The sequence below is a fragment of the Actinomadura rupiterrae genome, from assembly GCF_024172125.1.
In the GTDB taxonomy this organism is placed as follows: Bacteria; Actinomycetota; Actinomycetes; order Streptosporangiales; family Streptosporangiaceae; genus Spirillospora; species Spirillospora rupiterrae.
In genome coordinates, this window is sequence record NZ_JAMZEA010000004.1 from 295,568 (window position 1) to 315,309 (window position 19,742).

Annotated in this window: 19 protein-coding genes; 5 read left to right on the forward strand and 14 right to left on the reverse strand. The window is 67.5% G+C overall.

Annotated elements, in window-relative coordinates; all coding sequences use genetic code 11:
* Positions 1–8: 8 nt before the first annotated feature.
* The 9 genes from FHU30_RS14355 to FHU30_RS14395 all read right to left on the reverse strand — a co-directional run bounded on the left by FHU30_RS14355 (position 9) and on the right by FHU30_RS14395 (position 7,480).
* Positions 9–848, reverse strand: coding sequence for an alpha/beta fold hydrolase (locus tag FHU30_RS14355; RefSeq protein ID WP_253875933.1), 840 nt, complete (start codon positions 846–848; stop codon positions 9–11).
* Complete coding sequence (locus FHU30_RS14360; protein ID WP_253875936.1) at positions 848–1,435, reverse strand: TetR/AcrR family transcriptional regulator; 588 nt, start codon at positions 1,433–1,435, stop codon at positions 848–850. The genes FHU30_RS14355 and FHU30_RS14360 overlap by 1 nt, the downstream gene beginning before the upstream one ends.
* A 497-nt stretch (positions 1,436–1,932) precedes the next feature.
* Entirely contained in the window at positions 1,933–2,895 is a 963-nt protein-coding gene (locus FHU30_RS14365) for a CpaE/TadZ family protein (RefSeq protein WP_253875938.1), read from the reverse strand.
* Positions 2,896–2,907: 12 nt separating this feature from the next.
* The gene (gene eccD / locus FHU30_RS14370) at positions 2,908–4,215 is read right to left on the reverse strand and encodes a type VII secretion integral membrane protein EccD (RefSeq protein ID WP_253875941.1); all 1,308 of its coding nucleotides are present in this window, start codon (positions 4,213–4,215) and stop codon (positions 2,908–2,910) included.
* A 31-nt stretch (positions 4,216–4,246) separates the two neighbouring features.
* Positions 4,247–5,236, reverse strand: coding sequence for a TNT domain-containing protein (locus FHU30_RS14375; protein ID WP_253875944.1), 990 nt, complete (start codon positions 5,234–5,236; stop codon positions 4,247–4,249).
* Positions 5,237–5,306: 70 nt separating this feature from the next.
* Entirely contained in the window at positions 5,307–5,612 is a 306-nt protein-coding gene (locus FHU30_RS14380; RefSeq protein ID WP_253875947.1) for a pore-forming ESAT-6 family protein, read from the reverse strand.
* A gap of 18 nt (positions 5,613–5,630) precedes the next feature.
* Positions 5,631–5,969 carry a hypothetical protein gene (locus FHU30_RS14385; RefSeq protein ID WP_253875949.1) on the reverse strand — a complete coding sequence of 113 codons (339 nt, stop codon included), beginning with the start codon at positions 5,967–5,969 and terminating at the stop codon, positions 5,631–5,633.
* Positions 5,970–6,120: 151 nt separating this feature from the next.
* Complete coding sequence (locus FHU30_RS14390) at positions 6,121–7,089, reverse strand: DUF6177 family protein (RefSeq protein WP_253875952.1); 969 nt, start codon at positions 7,087–7,089, stop codon at positions 6,121–6,123.
* The gene (locus FHU30_RS14395; protein WP_253875954.1) at positions 7,082–7,480 is read right to left on the reverse strand and encodes a hypothetical protein; all 399 of its coding nucleotides are present in this window, start codon (positions 7,478–7,480) and stop codon (positions 7,082–7,084) included. Before FHU30_RS14395 ends, FHU30_RS14390 begins: the two co-directional genes overlap by 8 nt.
* A gap of 281 nt (positions 7,481–7,761) precedes the next feature.
* On the opposite strand from FHU30_RS14395, the gene FHU30_RS14400 reads away from it, so the two are divergent.
* The 5 genes from FHU30_RS14400 (at position 7,762) to eccCa (ending at position 15,916) form a co-directional block, all read left to right on the forward strand.
* On the forward strand, positions 7,762–8,109 hold the full coding sequence (locus tag FHU30_RS14400; RefSeq protein WP_253875957.1) for a DUF6507 family protein: 348 nt from the start codon (positions 7,762–7,764) through the stop codon (positions 8,107–8,109).
* Positions 8,106–10,577 carry a hypothetical protein gene (locus FHU30_RS14405; protein ID WP_253875960.1) on the forward strand — a complete coding sequence of 824 codons (2,472 nt, stop codon included), beginning with the start codon at positions 8,106–8,108 and terminating at the stop codon, positions 10,575–10,577. The genes FHU30_RS14400 and FHU30_RS14405 overlap by 4 nt, the downstream gene beginning before the upstream one ends.
* Positions 10,578–10,579: 2 nt before the next feature.
* Positions 10,580–11,479, forward strand: coding sequence for a hypothetical protein (locus FHU30_RS14410; protein ID WP_253875962.1), 900 nt, complete (start codon positions 10,580–10,582; stop codon positions 11,477–11,479).
* Between the two features lie 317 nt (positions 11,480–11,796).
* A complete protein-coding gene (locus FHU30_RS14415) occupies positions 11,797–11,937 on the forward strand; it encodes a hypothetical protein (protein ID WP_253875965.1) in 141 nt (46 codons plus the stop codon).
* A 34-nt stretch (positions 11,938–11,971) separates the two neighbouring features.
* Complete coding sequence (gene eccCa, locus FHU30_RS14420; protein WP_253875968.1) at positions 11,972–15,916, forward strand: type VII secretion protein EccCa; 3,945 nt, start codon at positions 11,972–11,974, stop codon at positions 15,914–15,916.
* A 378-nt stretch (positions 15,917–16,294) separates the two neighbouring features.
* On the opposite strand, the gene FHU30_RS14425 is transcribed toward eccCa, so the two are convergent.
* The 5 genes from FHU30_RS14425 to FHU30_RS14445 all read right to left on the reverse strand — a co-directional run bounded on the left by FHU30_RS14425 (position 16,295) and on the right by FHU30_RS14445 (position 19,564).
* Positions 16,295–17,248 (reverse strand): YDG/SRA domain-containing protein, encoded by a 954-nt coding sequence (locus tag FHU30_RS14425; protein ID WP_253875971.1) that lies wholly within the window; start codon positions 17,246–17,248, stop codon positions 16,295–16,297.
* Positions 17,249–17,356: 108 nt separating this feature from the next.
* Positions 17,357–17,854: a hypothetical protein gene (locus FHU30_RS14430; protein WP_253875973.1), complete on the reverse strand. Its 498-nt coding sequence runs from the start codon at positions 17,852–17,854 to the stop codon at positions 17,357–17,359.
* 81 nt (positions 17,855–17,935) lie between these two features.
* The gene (locus FHU30_RS14435; RefSeq protein ID WP_253875976.1) at positions 17,936–18,346 is read right to left on the reverse strand and encodes a flavodoxin family protein; all 411 of its coding nucleotides are present in this window, start codon (positions 18,344–18,346) and stop codon (positions 17,936–17,938) included.
* Positions 18,347–18,362: 16 nt separating this feature from the next.
* Positions 18,363–19,136 (reverse strand): transposase family protein, encoded by a 774-nt coding sequence (locus FHU30_RS14440; RefSeq protein ID WP_253874200.1) that lies wholly within the window; start codon positions 19,134–19,136, stop codon positions 18,363–18,365.
* 101 nt (positions 19,137–19,237) lie between these two features.
* Positions 19,238–19,564, reverse strand: a complete 327-nt coding sequence (locus FHU30_RS14445) for a flavodoxin family protein (RefSeq protein WP_253875979.1) — start codon at positions 19,562–19,564, stop codon at positions 19,238–19,240.
* Positions 19,565–19,742: the final 178 nt, after the last annotated feature.

The following is a 19,742-nucleotide window of genomic DNA, read 5'->3' on the forward strand; positions in this document are numbered from 1 at the left end:
GACTTCGATCAGACGCGGAATGCCTTCCGAATCTGTTCGCCGAACGCCTCGGTATGCGTGGTCAGGCCAACGTGCCCGCCGGGGAAATGCAGGAGCTCGGTGCCGAAGCGCTCGGCGAGGAAACTGGCCGGACGGTAGGGCAACTCGCCCCGCGAATCCTCGCCTCCGGCGAGCACGAGCCGGTCTGACAGAGCCTCCAACCGCTCGATGTCCGGGACGTAGGACATGAAGCTGGGCACGATGCGTCCGACGAAGTACGGCAGGTCGGCCATCGTCTGCTCGGCCCGCGCCGCCGCTTCCGGCGGAATCTCCACCTCGGCCGGCGGCTCCTGGACGCCTCCATCCTTCGCAAGCCCCGCAGCGAACACCGCCATCGCCGGCATAAGCCCCTCAGATTGGAACGTCGCTTGCACGCGTGCAATCAGCGCGCGGTGTTCAGCGGCGTCCGGCAGAACCTCCACCACAGGCGGCTCGTGCACCACAACTCGTTCGAGCCGCTCGGAATGCACAGTGAGCAGATGCAGCGCGGCAATCCCACCGGAACTGGCCCCGAAAACCCTGGCAGGCTCGTCCGGCGACAAAAGCTCCAGCAGCCGAAACGCATCGTCAGCATGCTGAGCCACAGTTTGCTCGGCCTCAGAATCGTCCAATGCACTTCGACCCATCCCGCGCGGATCATACGTCGCAACCGTGTACTCAGCGGCCAAGCCCTCAACAACACCATCGAACGAGGCCGCACCACCCGTCCCCCCAGGGATGAGCAGCAGCAACGGCCCCTCACCGCGCACCTGGTAATGCAGCGTCGCGCCATCCACACGCAGACTGCTTACGACCTGTCCAGTCATCATCAATCTCCTTCTCGGGCCGATGGCCAGTGCTCCAAAAGCGTGTGCAACGCATCAAGGGCGCGAACCCACGAGTCCTCGGGCGAACGCTGGTGCTGGAATCCTCCCGCCGCCTCCAACGCGACGAACCCATGGAAAGTGCTGCGCAGCAACCGAACCGCGTCAGTCAGATCAGGCTCGGCCAATCCATAACCGCGCAACATCCCGTAAGTAAGCTCAACAGCCCTTCGCGGCCCGGCCGCCTTCGCGGCCAACTCGGGATCGATCTGGATCGGCGTCTGCGTCGCCATGTACCGCCCCGGATGCTGGTGGGCGTACTCCCGCCACGCATTCGCGTACGCGACCAGCGCATCCTTCCCCGCCCGCCCGGCGGTCGCGTCCGCAATCCGGACGGTCTTCTCGTCCGCCGCCAGCAACGCGATCCGCCCGCGCAAGTCCTCCAAACTGCGCACGTGCGAGTACAGGCTGGCGTCCTTCACCCCAAGCCGCCGAGCCACCCGCGACATGCTCACCCCCTCGAACCCCACCTCATCCGCCACCTCAGCCCCCGCAACCGTCACAACCTCCGCCGACAACCCAGCCCGCCCCAAAACCCCTCCTCACAACCTAGGGCTCCTAGGCTATAGCTAGAACCCCTAGGCATGCCAACAATCCCGCCTTCCGCACCCAGCGCCCCAGAGATACGTGGCAGGCCCCGACTCACCACCAACGCCTCGGGAGACGTCCAAGACGAACCATCCGACGTCATCATCACCGCCGCCATCGCCCTGATCGCCGTCACACACGGCAACCCAGACCAGGCCCGCACCCAGCTCACCAAGCGCCTTTCCCAAGTAACCGACCGCGCCGGTCTCCGATCGAAGCGTGCCGGTGGCGCGGGTTGCGGTTGCTGAGAGCGGCGACGTGATAGATCGGGTGCGGGGACGGGCGGCGCCGCGGCCGACACTTCTGTCGGCATCGCCTCCGCGCTCTCGATGGTTGGATGGCGCGTCGAGAGTGACCGCGCAAGACGGCCTTCAACGCCCCAGCGCGCGCTGCGCGGACAGTTCTGCCGCTCAGGCCGCACCTATTCCGCGCGCCCCCCGTCCTATCCCTGGGTGGGCTGAAGAGCACGATCCAAAGCGAGGGCGGCCAGGCGGACGGCGGTGGTGCTGGTGGCCTCGGCGAGGCGGGGCGGGGAGATGGGGGCTCCGCTGGCCACGTGGCGGTCGTAGTCGAGTTTCAGGCAGCTGACCCCGGCTTCGGCGAGGATGGCGGAAGTGCCGTCGATATCGAGGGTGCGACGGGTATGGGGGCTCTTGACGGTGAAGACCGCGACGGTCCGCGGGACGTGGCCGCGCAGGCCGTTGGACCCCATCCAGTCGAGGGCGCGTCCGACACTGCGAGCTCCTTCCACAGTGGCGGGGGCGACGAGCACCTGTGCATGCACGCCCTCCAGTACGGCTCGCGGCAGTGGCCGGGTGACGCCGGAACCGCAGTCGATGAGGGTGATCCCGAAGAACCTGGTCAAGGGCAGGGCGGTGTCCCGGTAGATCGTGGCGTCGAGAGGGCTGTCCCCGATCTGGCCGCGGTTTCCGGGCAGAGCCCAGAGGCGTTCGGTGGCGCGGATGAGATGAGACTCGACGTCCGCGAAGGTCTGGAAGCCGCCTGCGGTCCCGGCGAGGTCGGCCAGCGCGCGACTGCGCGTGATGCCCAGGCGCAGCGGCAGCGAGCCGAGGTCGGGATCGACATCGAGTGCGAGGACGCGGTCGTGCCGGTAATGGGCGAACACGGTCGCGAGCAGCGCGGCGATGGTGCTCTTACCCGCGCCTCCGCGCATGCCGAGCACGGCGATCCTGCGCCCGGTCGTGACGGGGCGCTGGATGCTCGCCGCCAGTTCGGCCTTCGCGCGGGCCTCGTCCGCCGGGACGAACGGGCGGACGGCGCCGCGACCGACACGTCGCCAGACCGGGTCCCCGTGGGGTCGTCCGATGCTCAGATCGTCGATCGCGGGATGGGCGGGCAGGGCTCGCGGCGGGTGGCGCGGATCGTCCCGACCGAGGTCAGGCACCGACGGTTCCTCTCAGAAGGTGTGCAGCAGGCGGGTGAACACCCCGAAGGTACCCAGCGCCACGGGAACGAGTGTGATCATCGCCGCGGCCTCGACCCGGTTGGTGATCCGGCGGAGCCGCGCCCGCACGTGCTCCGGTGGCGTCACGGTGAGCACCACCACCGGCAGGACGGCCGGCAAAAGCAGCATGCCGGTACCGGCGAAGACTCCCCAAGAGACCTGCCTCGACCACCCGAGGGCCACCGCCGCGTAGGCCACGATCGCCGCGAGCCAGAGAGCGCCCTTTTGCGGGACGAGCGGGAACACCCTGGCCCTGCTCGCGACTATGACCGCCAGCAGCGTTCCCGTGGCCGCCGACCATGCGTCGAATGCTCCGATCACCATCGCACCGGCGGCCCCGGCGGCTACCGCCACCGCGAGGGTGGCGATCAGGAGGCTTCGGTGCGCGGCTGCGAGGGCGGTCAACACGTCCGCACGCGGGACGGGCGCTCCCCCGGTTCGCTGGTCGTCGAGGGTGGTGAGCCCCGACAGCGCCAGGGCGCCGCGCAACATGGTGCTGAGCAGCACCGCGCACACGATCGCCAGCACCGCGCCGGTCTGCGCGGGGGCCAGGCCGGTCGCTTCGCAGACCGTCCCTACCACGCCCAGGAACAGGACGACCGCCCCACCGATCACACCGCCTCGTCCGAGCGGGGACGACCAGCACAACGCGACCAGGGTCAGGCCGATGACCAGCACCAACCCGGCTGCGCGGCTCCAATCGGGCCAGCCGCGATCGACGGCCGTCTCCCAAGCGCCCACCGCCAGGAGCGCACCCCCGCCGAGGGAGAGCGCAGTTCCCAGCGGAGCCTTCCGAAAGAGCCCGACACCGAGGCCACCGATGAGAGCGGCCACTCCAACGGCAAGGGTTCCGAAATCGACTAGGACACCGCCATGGGACGAGTTGAGGACGATGCCCGCGAACAGCACGGCCAGGGCGAACGAGATGATCGCGGTCCACCTGGCGGCATGGGGGCTCCACCGGAGTGCGTGCGCGTCGAGCGCCCCGTCCACGGCGTCGGGAACCTCGTGCACCACCGGAGCGGGAAGCGGCTCGTCCGAACGCACCAGGCGCAGCACCGCCCCGTCGCGGACGCCATGCTCGGCGAGCGTGGCGTCCCCCAGCAGGACCTCGCCCGAAGCCGTCACCAGATGACGCAGCTGCGCCGGTTGCCTGACCTGGTCGCCGAGCAGATCGAGGATGTCGGGCATCAGCGCGCCGACCGGCTCCCGCGAAGGAAGGACGGCGTCGACCCGCCGGCGCTCCCCGACCAGGGTCACGCGGCTCCACACGGTTTCACTCCGCCTTCCGTCATTTCGGGATGTAGGACGCAGAGACGCGCTCAAGGTATCCATTGCGCAGCAGCCAGCGGATGGTGGGCAGAGCGGGCGGGCGGGGGAACAGCCCGGCCGTGATCGTGAACCGGACTCCGCCGCCGGCGCTGCCGGCGCTCGGTCCGGACAACGATGCCGTCGCCTGGAACGGCTTCACGACCCGGAACCGCAAATAGCCGGACGGCGCCGATGCGTTGACCGTGATCCGCGAGGAGGCGGGCAACCCGCGCTGCGCGAACGGGATGCCGTAAGGGAACAGCACCGACCCGCTCTCCTGCCCGAAGGCGTCGACCAGCGTGCCTTGCGGTAGCAGGTAGCCGGTCGCGCCGACGGCGACCGCGTTGATCTTCCCGCGTGCCGCATCCGCGAGACGTTGCCCGTCGCGGAGCGCCTGAGCCTCCGTCTGCGGCGTGAGGACGGACGGCGCGCTCTCCCGGACGGCGAGTTCTCCGTAGAGCCAGCGGCATGCCTCGTCCTCGCTGGGGAGTTCCGCGCCGATTCGTCCCTGGTCGAATTCGACCACGCCCCCAGAGAACCCGTTCTGGACGCGGCTGACGACGTAGTAGCTGGACACGCGGCTCACCGGCGGTCTCGGCTGCCCCGGCAGGACGTACAGGCTGCGCGGAACGTGCGCCTTGGTGAGGGCGCTCTGGAGCATGCGGAAGGTGACCTGCGCCCCGACCCATCCGGCGGGAACGGGCGTGGAGCCGTCGTCCGGCGGAGCCGACTGCGCCTGCTCGGCCTGCTGCTGTTGCTTCTTCTGCGAGGCGAGCTTGGAACGCAGGAACGACCAGCCCACCAGCCCGGCGCAGAGTACTGCCGCGACGCACAGTCCTGCGACGACCTTGACAAGGCTCTCGTCGAAGGTGCGGCGCGCGCGCTCGGGGCCGAACATCACCGCGTCGCGGAGCCGCCGGCGGCGAACCGCCACCGACTCCAGCAGCTGGGTGTCGTAGTCGCGAGCCACCGTCACCTTCCCGAGAACGCGGTCAAGGGGAGGAGCCGCGACATGCGACCCTCCCCTTGTCGAAGAACGCTCAGATGGCCGCCACCGCGGCGCCCGCCTTGCCCAGGGCCTGCTGGGCGGTGTGGTCGTTGGACGCCAGGGTCTGCTTGACGAGCCGGATGATCTCGCGGGTCTCGTGCGCCGCCTGGTGCCAGCGGTGCTCCTTGGCCGCGTACTCCGCCGAGACGTTGGTGGCCTCGAAATCGGCCAGAGCGGTCTTGACGTCACCGTCGTGCTGGCCGATCAGCGCTTCCAGGCGCGAGATGATCGCGTGGATGTTCGCCTGCGCCTCGTGCGAGGCGCCGGTGTCGTAGGCGCGACGTCCGCCTGCTCCCATGGGTCGTTCTCCCCTCGCTCAGGCTCCGGTACGGAACTTGGCCCCGTCGAAGTCGGCGGCGCCCATGCTGCGGTGCGCGTCCGCGGCCATCTGCTGGTCACCGGTCACGAACGCGGTCTCCATCCCGACCTGCCCGCGGTTGACCGAGTGCAGCCCGGTGGTCAGGTCGGCGGTGATCTCGTCGGACCGCGCCTTGAACGAGTCGAAGGCGGCCTTGCCCGCGCCGTCGAACTTGCCGACCAGCGGCTCGGCGGCCACGATCAGCTGCTTCACCAGGGCGGCCAGTTCCTGTGTCGAACCCCCGGTGCCTTTGGCCAGCGTGATCAGGGTCTCCTGGCCGTAATTCCAACGCCCCACGTGTCACCTCACTCGCTCGCCGGTCCGTGCCCGCGCGCGGATTTCCCCATCGTGATCAACCCGGCCCATGATTCCACAACCCCCCGTATTCACCGCAAGACCCAATTCTTGCGATGATTCTGACTACGGTCACGATGCATGTCCCAACAGGTCACGGTGCTCGTCCTGCCTCCAGCCGTTCCAGCACGGACTGGAATTTCGCCCAGTCGGCCACGTCCCGGCCGTCGCCCATCTCGTACCAGGCGCCTCTGGGGCCGAACGAACGTACGGTCACGTCCCGGATGGGCGGATCGATCCGCGGAGCCTCCGGACCGAGCGCGATGCCCACCGGGGCCGGCAACCCGGCGAACCGCGCCTCGGTCGTGAGGTCGGCCCGTCCCGGGATGGCCTGGACGGCCAGGTAAGCGAGCCGGAACCTGTGTGCCGCGCCTTCTGCGAGACCGCCCAGATCGGGCAACGGCCGGTCCGTCCCCCACGCAACAGCGAGGTTCACCGTCTCCTGCACTCCTGAGACCGTGCGGTCGACTTCGATCGTCCCGAGTGCGCTCCGCTCCGCCCCCGGGTCCCCTACGAACACGAGCCAGGTGCGCTCAGGCGCCCTTCCGCGACTGATCCGAGTGACGTCCTCGGCGCTCCACGGATTGGCAGCGGGTTCGCAGGTCCCCCAGCCCGCCGGGGCGCGCCCCGTCAGCTCATGGCACAGCCGTTCGGCCGTCCCGCCGACGACGAGCCGGTCCACCGGACGATGCCGGACCACCGCCGTCACCAGCACGTGGAGGGCTTCCGGTTCCTGGACGGCACCGAACCGAGGGTGCGGCTCGGTGGCATCCGCAGCGGGCGCGAGCACCGAGCCGTCCCAGACCAGGGGCGCGCCGGACAGGCCGTCGAAGTAGACACCGTCCGTGCCCTTGACCGCCCATCGGACGCCCGGCCTGATCATCCGGCGGAGCGGGTAGGTCAGCCGTCCGGTGCTGCGACCGAGGATCACCAGCTCCCGCTCCGTTTCGGCACAGAAGCGCAAGGCCTCGGCGACCTGCACCGAGAGCGAGACGATCGGCCGGTTCATCGACAGCATTCCGGTCTGCTCGGTGATGAGGCCGAGTGCGGGGTGCTCACGCATCAAGGCTCCCGAATCCCGCCCGGTCAATGAACGCCGGATCCTCGGGCCAGATGGACCCTCCGGCTCGCAGCGACAGTTCGCCGGCGAACCTCATCGCGGCGATGTCCGAGTTCACCACCCGGTCGTTCCCGTGCACCTCCACCCACCACACCGGCGGCTCCACGTGCGCCACTTCGGGCCCCAGCAGGCGTTCGAGCTCCCCGTCGACCCGGACCTGGATCGGCGCCTCCACCAGGATGAGGATCTCGTCCCGGCCGGGCTCCCGCACCTCGATCGCCCCGCCTTCTTCGAGGACGGTGATCTCGACGTCCGGGCCGACGGCCGCCAGCGCGGCAACGATCGCCTCCTCGTCCGGCGCCTCCCTCAGCAGCGCGATCACGTCGTTGCTCACCGGGGCACGGTTCCTTCCGTTCCGAGGACGCGGGTCCGATCGATAGACGAGGCATTGCCCCTGCTCATCGGGCAGATTCAACACAATTCGCCCACTCCTTCGACGCACTTCCCACCGGTCTGGTTCCGTCCCGTCAAGTTCCGCAGCAGGCCATCCGGCACCTCACCAGCAGATACGTAACCACAACGGCGCCCGGACAGCCGAATAGGTCTTTACTGCCACACTTGCCCCCCTTTACTCTCATCCACTGAAACAGGGGATCTTGCCGAGGACGAGGGGCCATGGCGATACCGGGCTGGAACATCGAGCCGCTCGGCGTGCGGAGCGCGCTGTCCAAGACGATCACCGCCATCCAGCCGATGGAGGGCTACGCCCGGACCTGCGGCGAGGCGCTCTACGACGCCGGGTACGCATCCGGAAGCGACCGCGTGAAGGCGGCGCTCGCGGGATTCAGCGACCACCATCGCAACACGATCCCGCTGATCTTCAAACGGACCTCCAACTGCGTCCGCGGAGCCGCCCTGGCGACCAACGCCTACCTGCGCGCCGACGAGGAGATGGCCGCGCGCGCCCAGCGCAACGCGATCGCCGCGCCTCGTGTCGAGGATCTGCGCGGAGGCGAGAAGTGATCATCCCCAGCAACATCGGCATGCTGGCGCAGTCCCTCGATCCCGAGGGCGTGCAACGGGAGGCGGCCAAGCTCCACAAGACGGCGCAGGGCGTCAAGACCACCGGTGAGCACGTCAATTCCGCCTGGGTCCACGGCCTCAACCCGGCCGTCTACACCGCCCCCGAGGGCGACCGCCTCCGCCAGGCGACCTTGCCCGTCCAGACCGAGAGCGCCCAGTTCGGCGACCAACTCTGGAAGGTCGCCGACGCGCTCGACGCCTACGCGGCCGAGATCCAGCCGATCAAGGCCCGCCTGCTCACCCTCTTCAGCGAGGCCAACGCCTTCTGCGCCAAGGCCGACCCGATCGGCGCCGACCTCGACAAGCATCCGGACCTGGTCAAGGAGAACAACCGCCTCGAATCCGAGGTCCGCACCCAGGCGATCGCCCTGGCCGCCGCCGAGGAACGCTGCGCCGGCCGAATTTACGCCGTCTATGGCGGCCACGAACTGCGGCTGTGCAGACCGGGCGACAACCAGCCGGGCGTCCCGCTGTGGGGAACGCCCGAGAAGGCCGACGAGCCGCTGTACATGGACGTCTGGCACGGCGTGAAGTCGTTCGGCCTGGGCATTTGGGACGTCACCTGGGGCAACATCGCCAGCCTTACCGGCCTCAAGGGGTGGAACAACCTCACGGAGTCCTGGGAAGGCATGGGGAAGATGGCCCTCGCCAGCCTTGTGGTCAGCATCCCCGGTGCGTGGGTGCTTCTGGCCGTTCCTCAGGTCCGCCACTTCTTCTGGAAGACCAACAAAGATGCGGCCAAGGGCTTCCTCGCCTGGGACGAATGGAAGCGCGACCCCTCCCGAGCCGGCGGCCGGGTGTTTGGCAACCTCCTGATGATGCTGTCCCTCAAGAAGACCGGCGCACCAGCCGCCGGCGCGGTGGGACGCGGCGTCGAATGGGCGGCCCGAGGAGGCCGAGCCCTCGACCCCTTCAACGCCCTGAGCAAAGGCGCAGGCGGCGCGCTCGGCATCGCCCGCAACCTGAGGAACGGCGACCTGGGCCTCTCCCGCCCCCGTCTGGACGCCGACCTCCCCGAAGTCGACGCCCCCACCCCGAACACAGCCCCGCACGCCGGCCCCGGCGACTTCCACGCCCTCGGCGAGATCGACGGCCCGAACGGCACCAAACCCAAGATCGGCGTAGACGCGAAAACCCCCCACGAGTACTCTCCATCAGCCCGCAACGGCCAGCCCCACCCAGACGAGACAAGCCCCGCCAACGGTCATCACCATCTAGAACATGTGGACGGTCGCAGGCCTAACCGCGAAATGGTTCCGGCTGGGGCACGCCCAGGGCACGATCCTGGCTCCGTCAACGACGGCCGGCCTCCCGAAAACAGAACCACACACAATCGCGACTCGCCGCCTAACGCACATTCGCGAGGCGGCAGTGGCGCAGACGGACATGACCCAGTGCGTGGCGGCGCCAAGGGACCGGCAGACCAGGACGCCCTGACCAGTGACCGCAGGGCCGAGCATCCCAGTGCGGACAGCGACCGTCCCTCCTCAGCACGCGACCGGCATCCCTCGTCACACAGCGGTCAGGAGCGACCTGACCACGCCGGTACGGGTCACGAGACCGACCCCTCACGCGGTGGGCCGCCCCGGAATCACGGCCCCCAGGACGGCCCGTCGACGGGCGGACATGAGACTGGACACCATGGGCCAGAGAGTTCGCACAGCAGTGGTCCCGTCGATCCCGCACATCCGGAGCCTGCCTACTCTCCAGAGCAGCTGGCCGAGCTCCACCGACTCCAGGATCAGATCCGGGCGCTGGCAGAGCGTCATGGCGTGCACGTGGACTACTCGACTCACCCGATCGACCCGGCCAACGCAGCGAAGATCAACGAAGCGCTCGAGAGGCTGGGACGCGAGTACCCGGGCGTGTTCGATGGCATGGACCAGGTGAAGGTGCAGAGTCTCGACGAGATGATGCAGACCAACCCGCGGGCGGCTCGCGCCCTCGGGTATTCCATCCATGACGGCGAGGTCTTTCGGGACCTGGTCACGCCACCGAAGGGGATATACCTCAACCAAGAATTCTTCGCCGATCGCGGCGCTACCGTGCAGAGAGCGAACGAAGACGCGGCGCGCGGATGGCAGGTCCCCGGGAGTGGCACGGCCGAAGGGACGATCTACCATGAATTCGGACATCAGATCGGCAAACAATTGCTCGCCAATCCACAATTCCGGAACGAACTCGCTGGAGAACTCCGGAGGCTAGGAATTCCAGTAGACCCTGACACTCTCTCGCCAGGAATTCCGGGTGGACGCGAAGCGGTTCGCGCCGGACTCTCCAAATACGCGGCCACCAAACCAAGTGAAATGCTGGCCGAGGGGTTCGCCGAATGGAAGCTCTCCACCAACCCTCGCCCCATCGCGTCGGCCATCGGTAGTATCATGGACAAATACTTCAAGGGGAGGTGACCATGCAAGAGGTCAAGAAATGGACCGTCTGCGAGGCATGCGTCCGCCTCCGGCTCACCACGAACCCTGAGTATGATGAAGAGACTCCGGACGGGGAGCAGCTGGCCTACTGCGAGGCGTTTCCGGACGGGATTCCCGTCGATATCTATCCGGACGGATTCGATCACCGATCCCCTTACCCCGGCGACCGGGGCATCGGCTTCTCGCCGGCCCCGGATAGTCGCCACCTTCTAGAGGTGTACGAGCGCCGCGTACCCCAGAGCGTACGCAATCGCGATGTCTCGGAGAGTTCACGCGAGTACCGGAACACCCTTCGACGCTCCTGGCAGAGAAGGCTTCAGGTCATCACGGATATCGTCGATGCCGACTTGACGGTTCCCAAACGCAGCGACGGCGGATTCGCATACGTCCAGTCCGGGGACACCCGATGGATCTGGGCCTCCACCTCTGGCAGGACGTCAAACGACTGGGCGCTCACGGCTCAAGTCGCCGGCTGGGAGAGCGTCAGCGTCGACGATCTCTCACAGCTGCCGACCGAAACCGAGGATCTCGTCCTGTGGGTGGACGAGACCGGCCCTCTCCTGCCATTGCGCGACCTCGATCTCACCAGCATCAGCATCCTCCGAACCATCGTGAGGGGCGATACCGAGAAGCTTCCGGCGTTCATCCACGCGGGTTCCAAGAGTCAAGCCCCTCTCTACCTGTCGAAGTCTCCTCATGAGGAGCCAGAGAGTAGGAGTAAGCCAATCCTGGCGTTCAGCTCGGTCCTATCTCTGAAGCTGAGGCTCGGGGACGTGCCATGGAAGGCCGTTGCGAGTGGAGACATCGGAAGCAAGATGGATGACACCGGCCGGGTCCTTGTTGTCGACGATGGCCAGCCGCACACCGTGCGACTGGGATAAGACAGGGACAACTTCCCGCTAAATACCCCCACAGGAACACCAAATAGCACATCCGTCCAGTCCCGGTCCCGGTAGCCCCATGTTCGATATCCCGTTCAAGACGTAGGTGAGGCGGCCATGCAGGAGAACCCTTCGCATTGTGGGCGAGGCGGTTTCATTGGGCGGCTCTTTGTCGGGCGGGCCCCTGACGGTCCGCCTCCAGGGCACATGGTCCAGCCTGCTGCCACGTTCCCCTGGCGGCCGGGTGGCTTTGTTTCTTACGGGCTGTCTGCGGAATTGCCGAGGCGGTCCCTCGGGAGAAGCGGTTGGTAGCCCTGTTGATCAACTATCTCGTGCTCGCCTTGTCGTTGGGCCTTCTGGTCGGTGGACTCGGGGCCGTGCTGCCGAAGACCGATCTGGGCGAGATCTTGGCCGGCACGGTCGTCGTGGAGCATCGGCAGTACCCGCTGACCGCGTGACCGCGGCTTCAGGGCGTCCAGTGGGGGGTGGGGCGTGACGACTCGGGTGGTGCATAGGCCGGCGCGGGTCGTGGTGCCGCTGGGCGAGCCGGAGCGGCGGAGGATCGAGGCGCCGCCGCAGTTGCCGGAGTCCGGTGGGGCGGGGACGCAACTGTTCGCCGTGCTGCCGATGATCGGCATGATGGTCTCGCTGTCGATCATGACGGTGCTGCGGAATCCGGCGTTCATGGCGCTCGGGGCCGTGATGCTGGTCGTCGCGGTGCTGGCGGGCGCGGCGTTGCTGATGTCGCGGCGGGGGCAGGTGTCGCGGCAGCGGAAGGCCCAGCGTGAGCGATACCTGGAGTACCTGGAGGAGGTCCGCGCGCAGCTCGCGGAGGCTGAGCAGGCTGCGCGGAGCCAGGCGCGAACGCTCGATCCGCCGCCAGAGGCGCTCTACGACATCGTCCGCGATCCGATGCGTTTGTGGGAGCGTCGGCGGCAGAGTCCCGACTTCCTGCGGGTGCGCATCGGCACCGGGGAAATGCCTGGGTTTCCCCTGGAGCTCGGTGATCAGCCCAATGCGCTGAGTCCTGCCGACTCGTTCATGTTGGCGGAGGCGAAGGCGGCGCTGCGCCGGTTCGCAACCGCACCGGACATGCCGCTCGCCGTACCGCTGGACATGGCGGGCAACGTGAGCGTCGTGGGTGCTCGCGAGGACGTTCTCGCGGTCATCCGGGCGATACTCGCGCAGCTCACGGCCTTCCACGCGCCCGAGGACGTCGCGGTCGGCGTGGTTCACGCGCCGAATGGCCTGGCCGACTGGGAATGGGTGAAGTGGTTGCCGCACACTCTGGACCAGGGACGCAGGGACGGCCCGGTGCACGCCCGGCTGATCTCCCCGTCCGCGCATCGGCTCAGCTGGACGATGGCGGACGAGTTGAAGGAGCGCACCGACTTCGCGACCGAGATCCGGCGCGGCCTCGGCCAGAAGGAGGCGTATCGGCTCCTGCGTCGGCTGGTGCTGGTGTTCGACTCGCACGGGACGGTCGCGACCGAACTCGTCCGCCCGGACGACACCATCCCACCGGCCGGGCTGGGCGTCACGGTCGTTCACCTGCTGGCCGACCAGCGGCATGAGCCCGGCGACGTCAGTGTCCGCATCACCGTCCAGGGAACGCGCGTCCTGCTGGAGGACCTGCGGACCGGCGGCCGCTTCGAGGGCGAACTCGACCAGGTTCCGGCGGCGACGCTGACCGGGCTGGCGCGAATGCTCGCGCCCCTGCGGCTGTCGGCCGAGTCTGTGGAGGAGACCACCCGCCAGAGCGGCTCGCTGGACATCACCAAGTTGCTGGGCGTGGACGACGCGGAACGACTCCCCTTGCACAAGCTGTGGGCACCGCGTGGCGAGCGTGCGTTCCTGCGCGTCCCGATCGGTCTCGACGATGGCGGGCAACCGGTCATCCTCGACTTGAAGGAAGCCGCCCAGCTGGGCATGGGACCGCACGGGTTGTGCGTGGGCGCGACGGGCTCGGGCAAGAGCGAGTTGCTACGGACGCTGGTGTTGTCGCTGGCCGTGACGCACTCGCCCGAGCAGGTCAGCATGGTGCTGGTCGACTACAAGGGCGGAGCGACGTTCGCACCGTTCGCTTCGCTGCCCCACGTCGCCGGGGTCATCACCAACCTGGAGGATGACGCGGGGCTGATCGAGCGCGCGTACACGAGCCTGTCCGGCGAGGTGCAGCGGCGCCAGCAGGCACTGCGGGACGCGGGGAACATCGCGAGCATCGGCGACTACAACTACCAGCGCACCCACCATCGCCCCGACCTGCCGCCATTGCCGCACCTGCTGGTCATCATCGACGAGTTCGGCGAGCTGCTGACGGCACGACCCGATTTCATCGAGCTGTTCCTGTCGATCGGACGGATCGGGCGCAGCATCGGCGTCCACCTCCTGCTGTCCAGCCAGCGCATCGAGAGCGGCAAGCTGCGCGGCTTGGAGACGTACCTCTCGTACCGGATCGGCTTGCGGACGTTCTCTGAGGAGGAGTCGCGAACCGTCCTGGACACGCGCGATGCCTTCCACCTCCCCGCCCTGCCGGGCTTCGGCTACCTGAAGGTGGACACCAGCCTCTACCAACGCTTCAAGGGCGGCTTCGTCTCCGGCCCGTATCGGCGTCCGATCGACGAAGAGCCTGATGAAGCCGACCGTCCGTCCGTTCAGCCCTACCCCGCGTACAGCCTGGCGGACGGTGGCACCGAACCAGTGCTGCGGGCCGAGGGCGCGATGCCCGAACGGAGCGCCGGACCGACTCTGCTGGACGTGTTCGTCCGCCAACTCGTCGGCAGGCGCGTCCAGAACATCTGGCTGCCCCCGCTTCCCGCCGCCGTCACGCTGGACCGGATCATCGGACCGCCCCAGGCGGCCGCGGACGGGTTGAAGGCACCCGCCCAGATCCGTCCGATGCACGTTCCTGTCGGCCTGCTGGACGATCCGCGACGGCAGCACCAGTACCGCTGGGACCTCGACCTGACCGTTTCCGGCGGGCACATCGCCGTGATCGGCGGACCGCAAACCGGCAAGACGACGCTGCTGCGCACGCTGGTGATGTCTCTGGCCCTGACGCACTCTCCCGAGCAGGTGTCGGTGTACGCCCTGGACCTGGTCGGCGGCGGGCTGCACGCCCTCGCGTCCCTGCCCAACGTCGGAGGTGTCGCCGGACGTACCGACACCGAGCGGGTCCGCCGGACCGTCGAAGAAGTCCGCGGCATGCTCGAACTCCGCCAGGAGGTCTTCCGCAAGCACGGGATCGACTCGGTCGCCCGGCTCCGCCGGCTCCACGCCGAGGGGCGCGTCCCCGAACTCCCCTGCGCTGACGTCGTCCTCCTCGTCGACGGGTTCGGCGCGCTGCGCACCGACTTCGAGGACATCGACGACGACGTCTCCGACCTGCTCCAGCGTGGCGGCGGCTACGGCATCCACGTGATCGCCGGGATGCTGCGATGGCACGACGTCCGCATCGCGATGCAGTCCAACTTCGGCCAGCGCGTCGAGCTGCGGATCAACGACGCCGCCGACTCGGCGATCGACCGGAAGCTCGCCGAGACCATCTCCGCCCAGCAGGCCGGACGTGCTCTCACCGACGCCAAACTGTTCGGCCACTCCGCACTGCCCCGCCTCGACTCGCGTTCGGAGGCGTCCGATCTCGGCGAGATCGTGGAGGCGACGGCGTCCTCCCTGGGGCAGGCGTGGAAGGGCCCCACCGCCCCACCCGTCCGGGTCCTGCCGCACCTGCTGGCCGCCGACGCACTCCCCACGCTCGCCACCGTCCCGGACGCCGTCCCGATCGGCGTGGACGAACGGACGCTGGAGCCGGTGCTGCTCGACCTGTTCGGCGACGACCAGAACCTCCTCGTCCTCGGCGACGAAGGCTGCGGCAAGACCAACCTGCTCCACCTGATCGCTGACGGCCTGATCGCCCGCTACTCCGCCGAGGAGCTGGTGTTCGCCGTCATGGACCCCCGCAGGACGCTCCACGAAGTGATCCCCGAGCCGTACCTCGGCGGCTACGCCGGCAACCCCCGCCTAGCCGCCGGCCTCGCGAACGCCGTGGCACAGGAACTCGAAACACGCCTCAGCGGCGAAGCAAAGAACACCCCGCGCGTCGTGGTGCTCGCAGACGACTACGACCTCCTCACCACCGCCGGACAGCAGCCCTTGGCCCCTTTCCTGCCGCTCGTCCCCAGCGGCCGCGATATCGGCCTCCACTTCGTCATCACCCGCCGCATCGCCGGCGCAAGCCGCGGCCTGTACGAACCCGTGCTCCAAGCCGTCCGCGAGAGCGGCGCCAGCGCCCTACAGATGTCCGGCGACCGTTCCGAAGGCCAACTCTTCCCACCCCACTACCCCGCCCCCCTACCTCCAGGCCGAGCCACATGGCTCCCGCGAGGCGGCCTCACCCACCTCATCCAAACCGCCCACCGAGCCTCCGCAGGAGACTGATCACCATCCCCCGGCTCACACCAGCGCTGACCGCCTGCTGGATCGTCAGCCCGGCGTCCTGCGGAACTGCCCGAGTAACTCGGTCAGCTGCCACCGACGTACAGTCGCTGCTGCACGGAGACTCCACCGGGAATTCTGGTTCTTCTCCCCGGAGTGCGCCCTGATTTGGCCGGACGTCGCGGACGCGCTCGTCCGCTTGCTTGAGGCATGGTTCCCCCACACCCGTCACTGTCCTTCGGAGCTCACGTCCCACCGCAGGTTCCTCGCCCCAGCCCCAGCGTTTGGCCCGCAGACAGGGCTGACGTTTGGGCCGCGCTCTCCAGCGCTTGACGCATCGTCAAAGGATGCCGGGCAGCACGCTGCTGACGAATTGTCGAACTATGGCTCCGCCGCCCAAAGCGCGCGGTGATATCTTACGTACTCCAATTCAATCTTATGCTTGCGATGAATGCGCAGGTCGCCAACGATCTCACCAGTCAGCTTATTTACGACCTGAAGCTCATCCGTCAGATAAATCGCGCCATAGTCAAACCGAATATGGTCATTTGGACACAAGCACAACAAGTTGGCGGGTACGTCCGGACCATTATGCTTCTTGCCAAGGCCCTTAATATGGGCACCTTCGGAGTATGGTCGTCCATTGGGGAGATCAACGGTCTGGCCACAGACCTGACAGCTCCCGCCGTACCACGCCTTGACCTCGCGAACGATCTCTCGACGCCGGTTCAAGCGTTCGGTTTGCGCGAGAGTACGACCGACGGGACCAGGGGCGATCTCCTCCTCACCAGGTTCCACGTCGGCTTGAGTGTCCGATTCGGTCACCCTGGAGGGAAATTCTTCGCTCACCTCAACGTCGGCCGCACTTCCGATCTTGACCAAGTGAAAGATCAGGACCCGAAGTGCCGGGTCGTCTTTACTGGGCGCGAACCAGTGATCAACGACCCGATACAGTCCGTCATACACGTACCCCTGCTTGGGCGCCTTCTCCGATGTTGCTTCTGAGCCGTAGAAGACCCGGACGGGCAAGCCCTCTATCTCACTGGTGATCAGACCAGCGTTTCCCTGCGACTTCTCGCTCTGATCCTTGACCTGCTTACCAGTATTGGGGTCTCGGCCGCCCTCCCCGGTATAAAGCAGTTCGTCGCCGCGGTCCTCGTCATCCGTGTAGCCGCCGCTGACAACGATTGCGTCGGCCCCCTCGGCTGCGGTGCCGGAGATGCCGTTCCGCTCATGCGCGTGGAGTCCAGCCTCCTGGATCTCTACGCGACTGCCGTAAGTCCTGCCTTCCCAGTGCTCCGGCTTCTCTCCGAACTTCCGCTCATAGTTGCCCACACGTCGATCTTGCCATCCTTCCGGCAAATCTGGACAGTATCGACGAACCTGAGCATCTCGCCCCCGGTGCACAGGCAACCACTGCACTGGGGGATCTGATCTTGCCGGTCACTCCCGCTGAGCTGCGCTGGGGCCGGAGCGGGAGGGGTCTTGGTTGCGCCTCGGCGGCACGTTGCTCCTCGCCTGACCTGGAGCGTTGTCCCGTTGGTGGTGCGATGAGGCGGGGAGGGGGTGGTAGCGGTAGACGCGGTAGGCACGGTGGCCGTTGATGTGGCTGTGTGAGTGCAGGCAGAGCTCCATGCCGTGGGGTGCGATGACGCCGAGGAATTCGACCAGCCCTGCCTCGGACGTCGCCTCGAACGACAGGACGTTGCCCTCCACCGAGTACGGCCCACGGGATGCGCTGGGATGGCTAGGGAGCAGCCAGGCGGCCACCGAAAGGACGGTTTCCTCCAAGGGGAGTTCATGCTCGACGGAGACGGCCATGCCCTCGCCTGTGGGGAAGAAGCGCAGGAACGACGTGTACGTCTCGCCTTGTTGGGCGTACAGACCGTCGAGCCGGAGCCGCACGTGAACCCTCCCGGGGTCGGGGATTCCTTCTAACACACGATGTTCGTACGCGACCAGCAGGATCGGCTCGCCTGCTCTCCCCCTGCTGTCGTCCCATCCGAAGGGGCTGGCGGCGGATTAGCGGTAGTCGGGGTTTTCGTAGTCGAAGCGGCAGCCGGCGTCCCATTCGGAGCGTTGGTTGCCGTGGGCGGGGATGCCGCCGGCGTCTTTGAGGATGCGGGCCAGGTGGAGGAGGTTCCAGGTCATGAAGGTGGTGTTGCGGTTGGTGAAGTCGTTCTGCGGGCCGCCGGAGCCGGGGTCGAGGTAGGACGGGCCGGGGCCGGCTTCGCCGATCCAGCCTGCGTCTGACTGGGGAGGGATCGTGTAGCCCAGGTGTTGGAGGCTGTAGAGGACGTTCATGGCGCAGTGTTTGATGCCGTCCTCGTTGCCGGTGATGAGGCAGCCGCCGACGCGGCCGTAGTAGGCGTATTGGCCCTTGTCGTTGAGGATGGAGGAGTTGGCGTAGAGGCGTTCGATGACGCGCTTCATCACTGAGCCTTTTCCATCACGGGGCGAGGGCGGCCTCGCGGTTTTGTAGGACGCTGATGGCCTTGGCGAGGTGGCCGGCGCGGTAGGGGCAGCAGCGGAGCTTGGTGAGGATCTTCCATGACTTGAGCTGGGCGTTTCCGCGTTCACCTGGTCCGCGGAGCTTGGCGTGGGCCCGGTTGGCTTGTTTCTGGGAGGCGGGCTTGTTCCTGCCCTTGTAAGGAACGATGATCGCGGGACCGGCGCCGACGTAGCCCTTGTCGGCCAGGACCGGCAGCCCGCACGCTGCCAGGGCGCGGATGATTCCCCAGTTCCGGGCCGCTTTCAGGTCGTGGATCGAGCCGGGTACCGCACCCGACACCCACACGATCTGCCCGTACGGGCCGGCAATTACCTGCAGGTTCACGCCGTGCTTGTGATGCTTGCCCGAGTAGAAGAGCCGGTCGGCGCGGAGGCGGTCGGTCGCGATGAGAGTGCCGTCCAGGATCAGATGTCCCAGCCCGTCTTTCTTCGCCCTGGCGAGTGTGGTGCCGAGCTTGGGTGAGCGGGCCGACAGCCAAGCCACGACCTCGTTCACATACCTCCACGCGGTCGTCGTCCCGACCCCGAAACCTGCCGCGAGCTGCGCGAACGTATCGCCCTTCTTCAAGTATGCGAGCGTCATCAGCGCCTGCTGCCCCGCGTTCAAAGCCCGGCCCTTGCTCTTCAGCTTCGTCCGCTCCCGCCGGACGAGACCGGTCAGGTAGTTCAGAGTCGAACGCGACAACGGCAGCGAAGCACGATAGAAAAGCACGTGAAACCTCTGGTTGTGGGGGGCGGAGGTCAGAGACCCCTCTCCTACCAGGGGTTTCTTCACGTCCACGGCCAGCCACGCCGCCCGCGATCATGCTGTGATCAGCAGCCTTGAAGAGGCTGCTGGAAAAGGTTCACTGAGCTGTTGTCGCCGAGCCAGATCGGGCCTGCCAGGACGAGGATGTCGGCGGCCATGACGCGGTCCTGGAGGCGGGGCCACTCGTCCGATGGCCAGCCGTGTTCGGTCATGTCGGGCCAGACGCCGGTAGCGATGTCGTGGTCGACGGCGCGGATCTGGTCGACGTGGACGCCTTGTTTCTTCATGATGTGGGCGCTCGCCTCGATGAGGCCCTGGGTGTTGCTGGTCTCGGGCGAGGGCTTGAGCGTGCAGTTGATGAACAGCGCACGCAGGTCGTTGTACTCCGGCATCGGACGCCTCCCAAAGGCCGGGCCGCGCCCGACGGGATCCCTACGCGTGGCCACGCGGACCTCGCGCCCTGTCCCTGCTCAGTTCCCTTCTGGGACTGGGGATTACACCCATCCGGGGTAATGACGTCGTAGCCGCCCGCCAGGCGGCGGGGGTGCCGGTGCGCACCTCGTTCGGCAG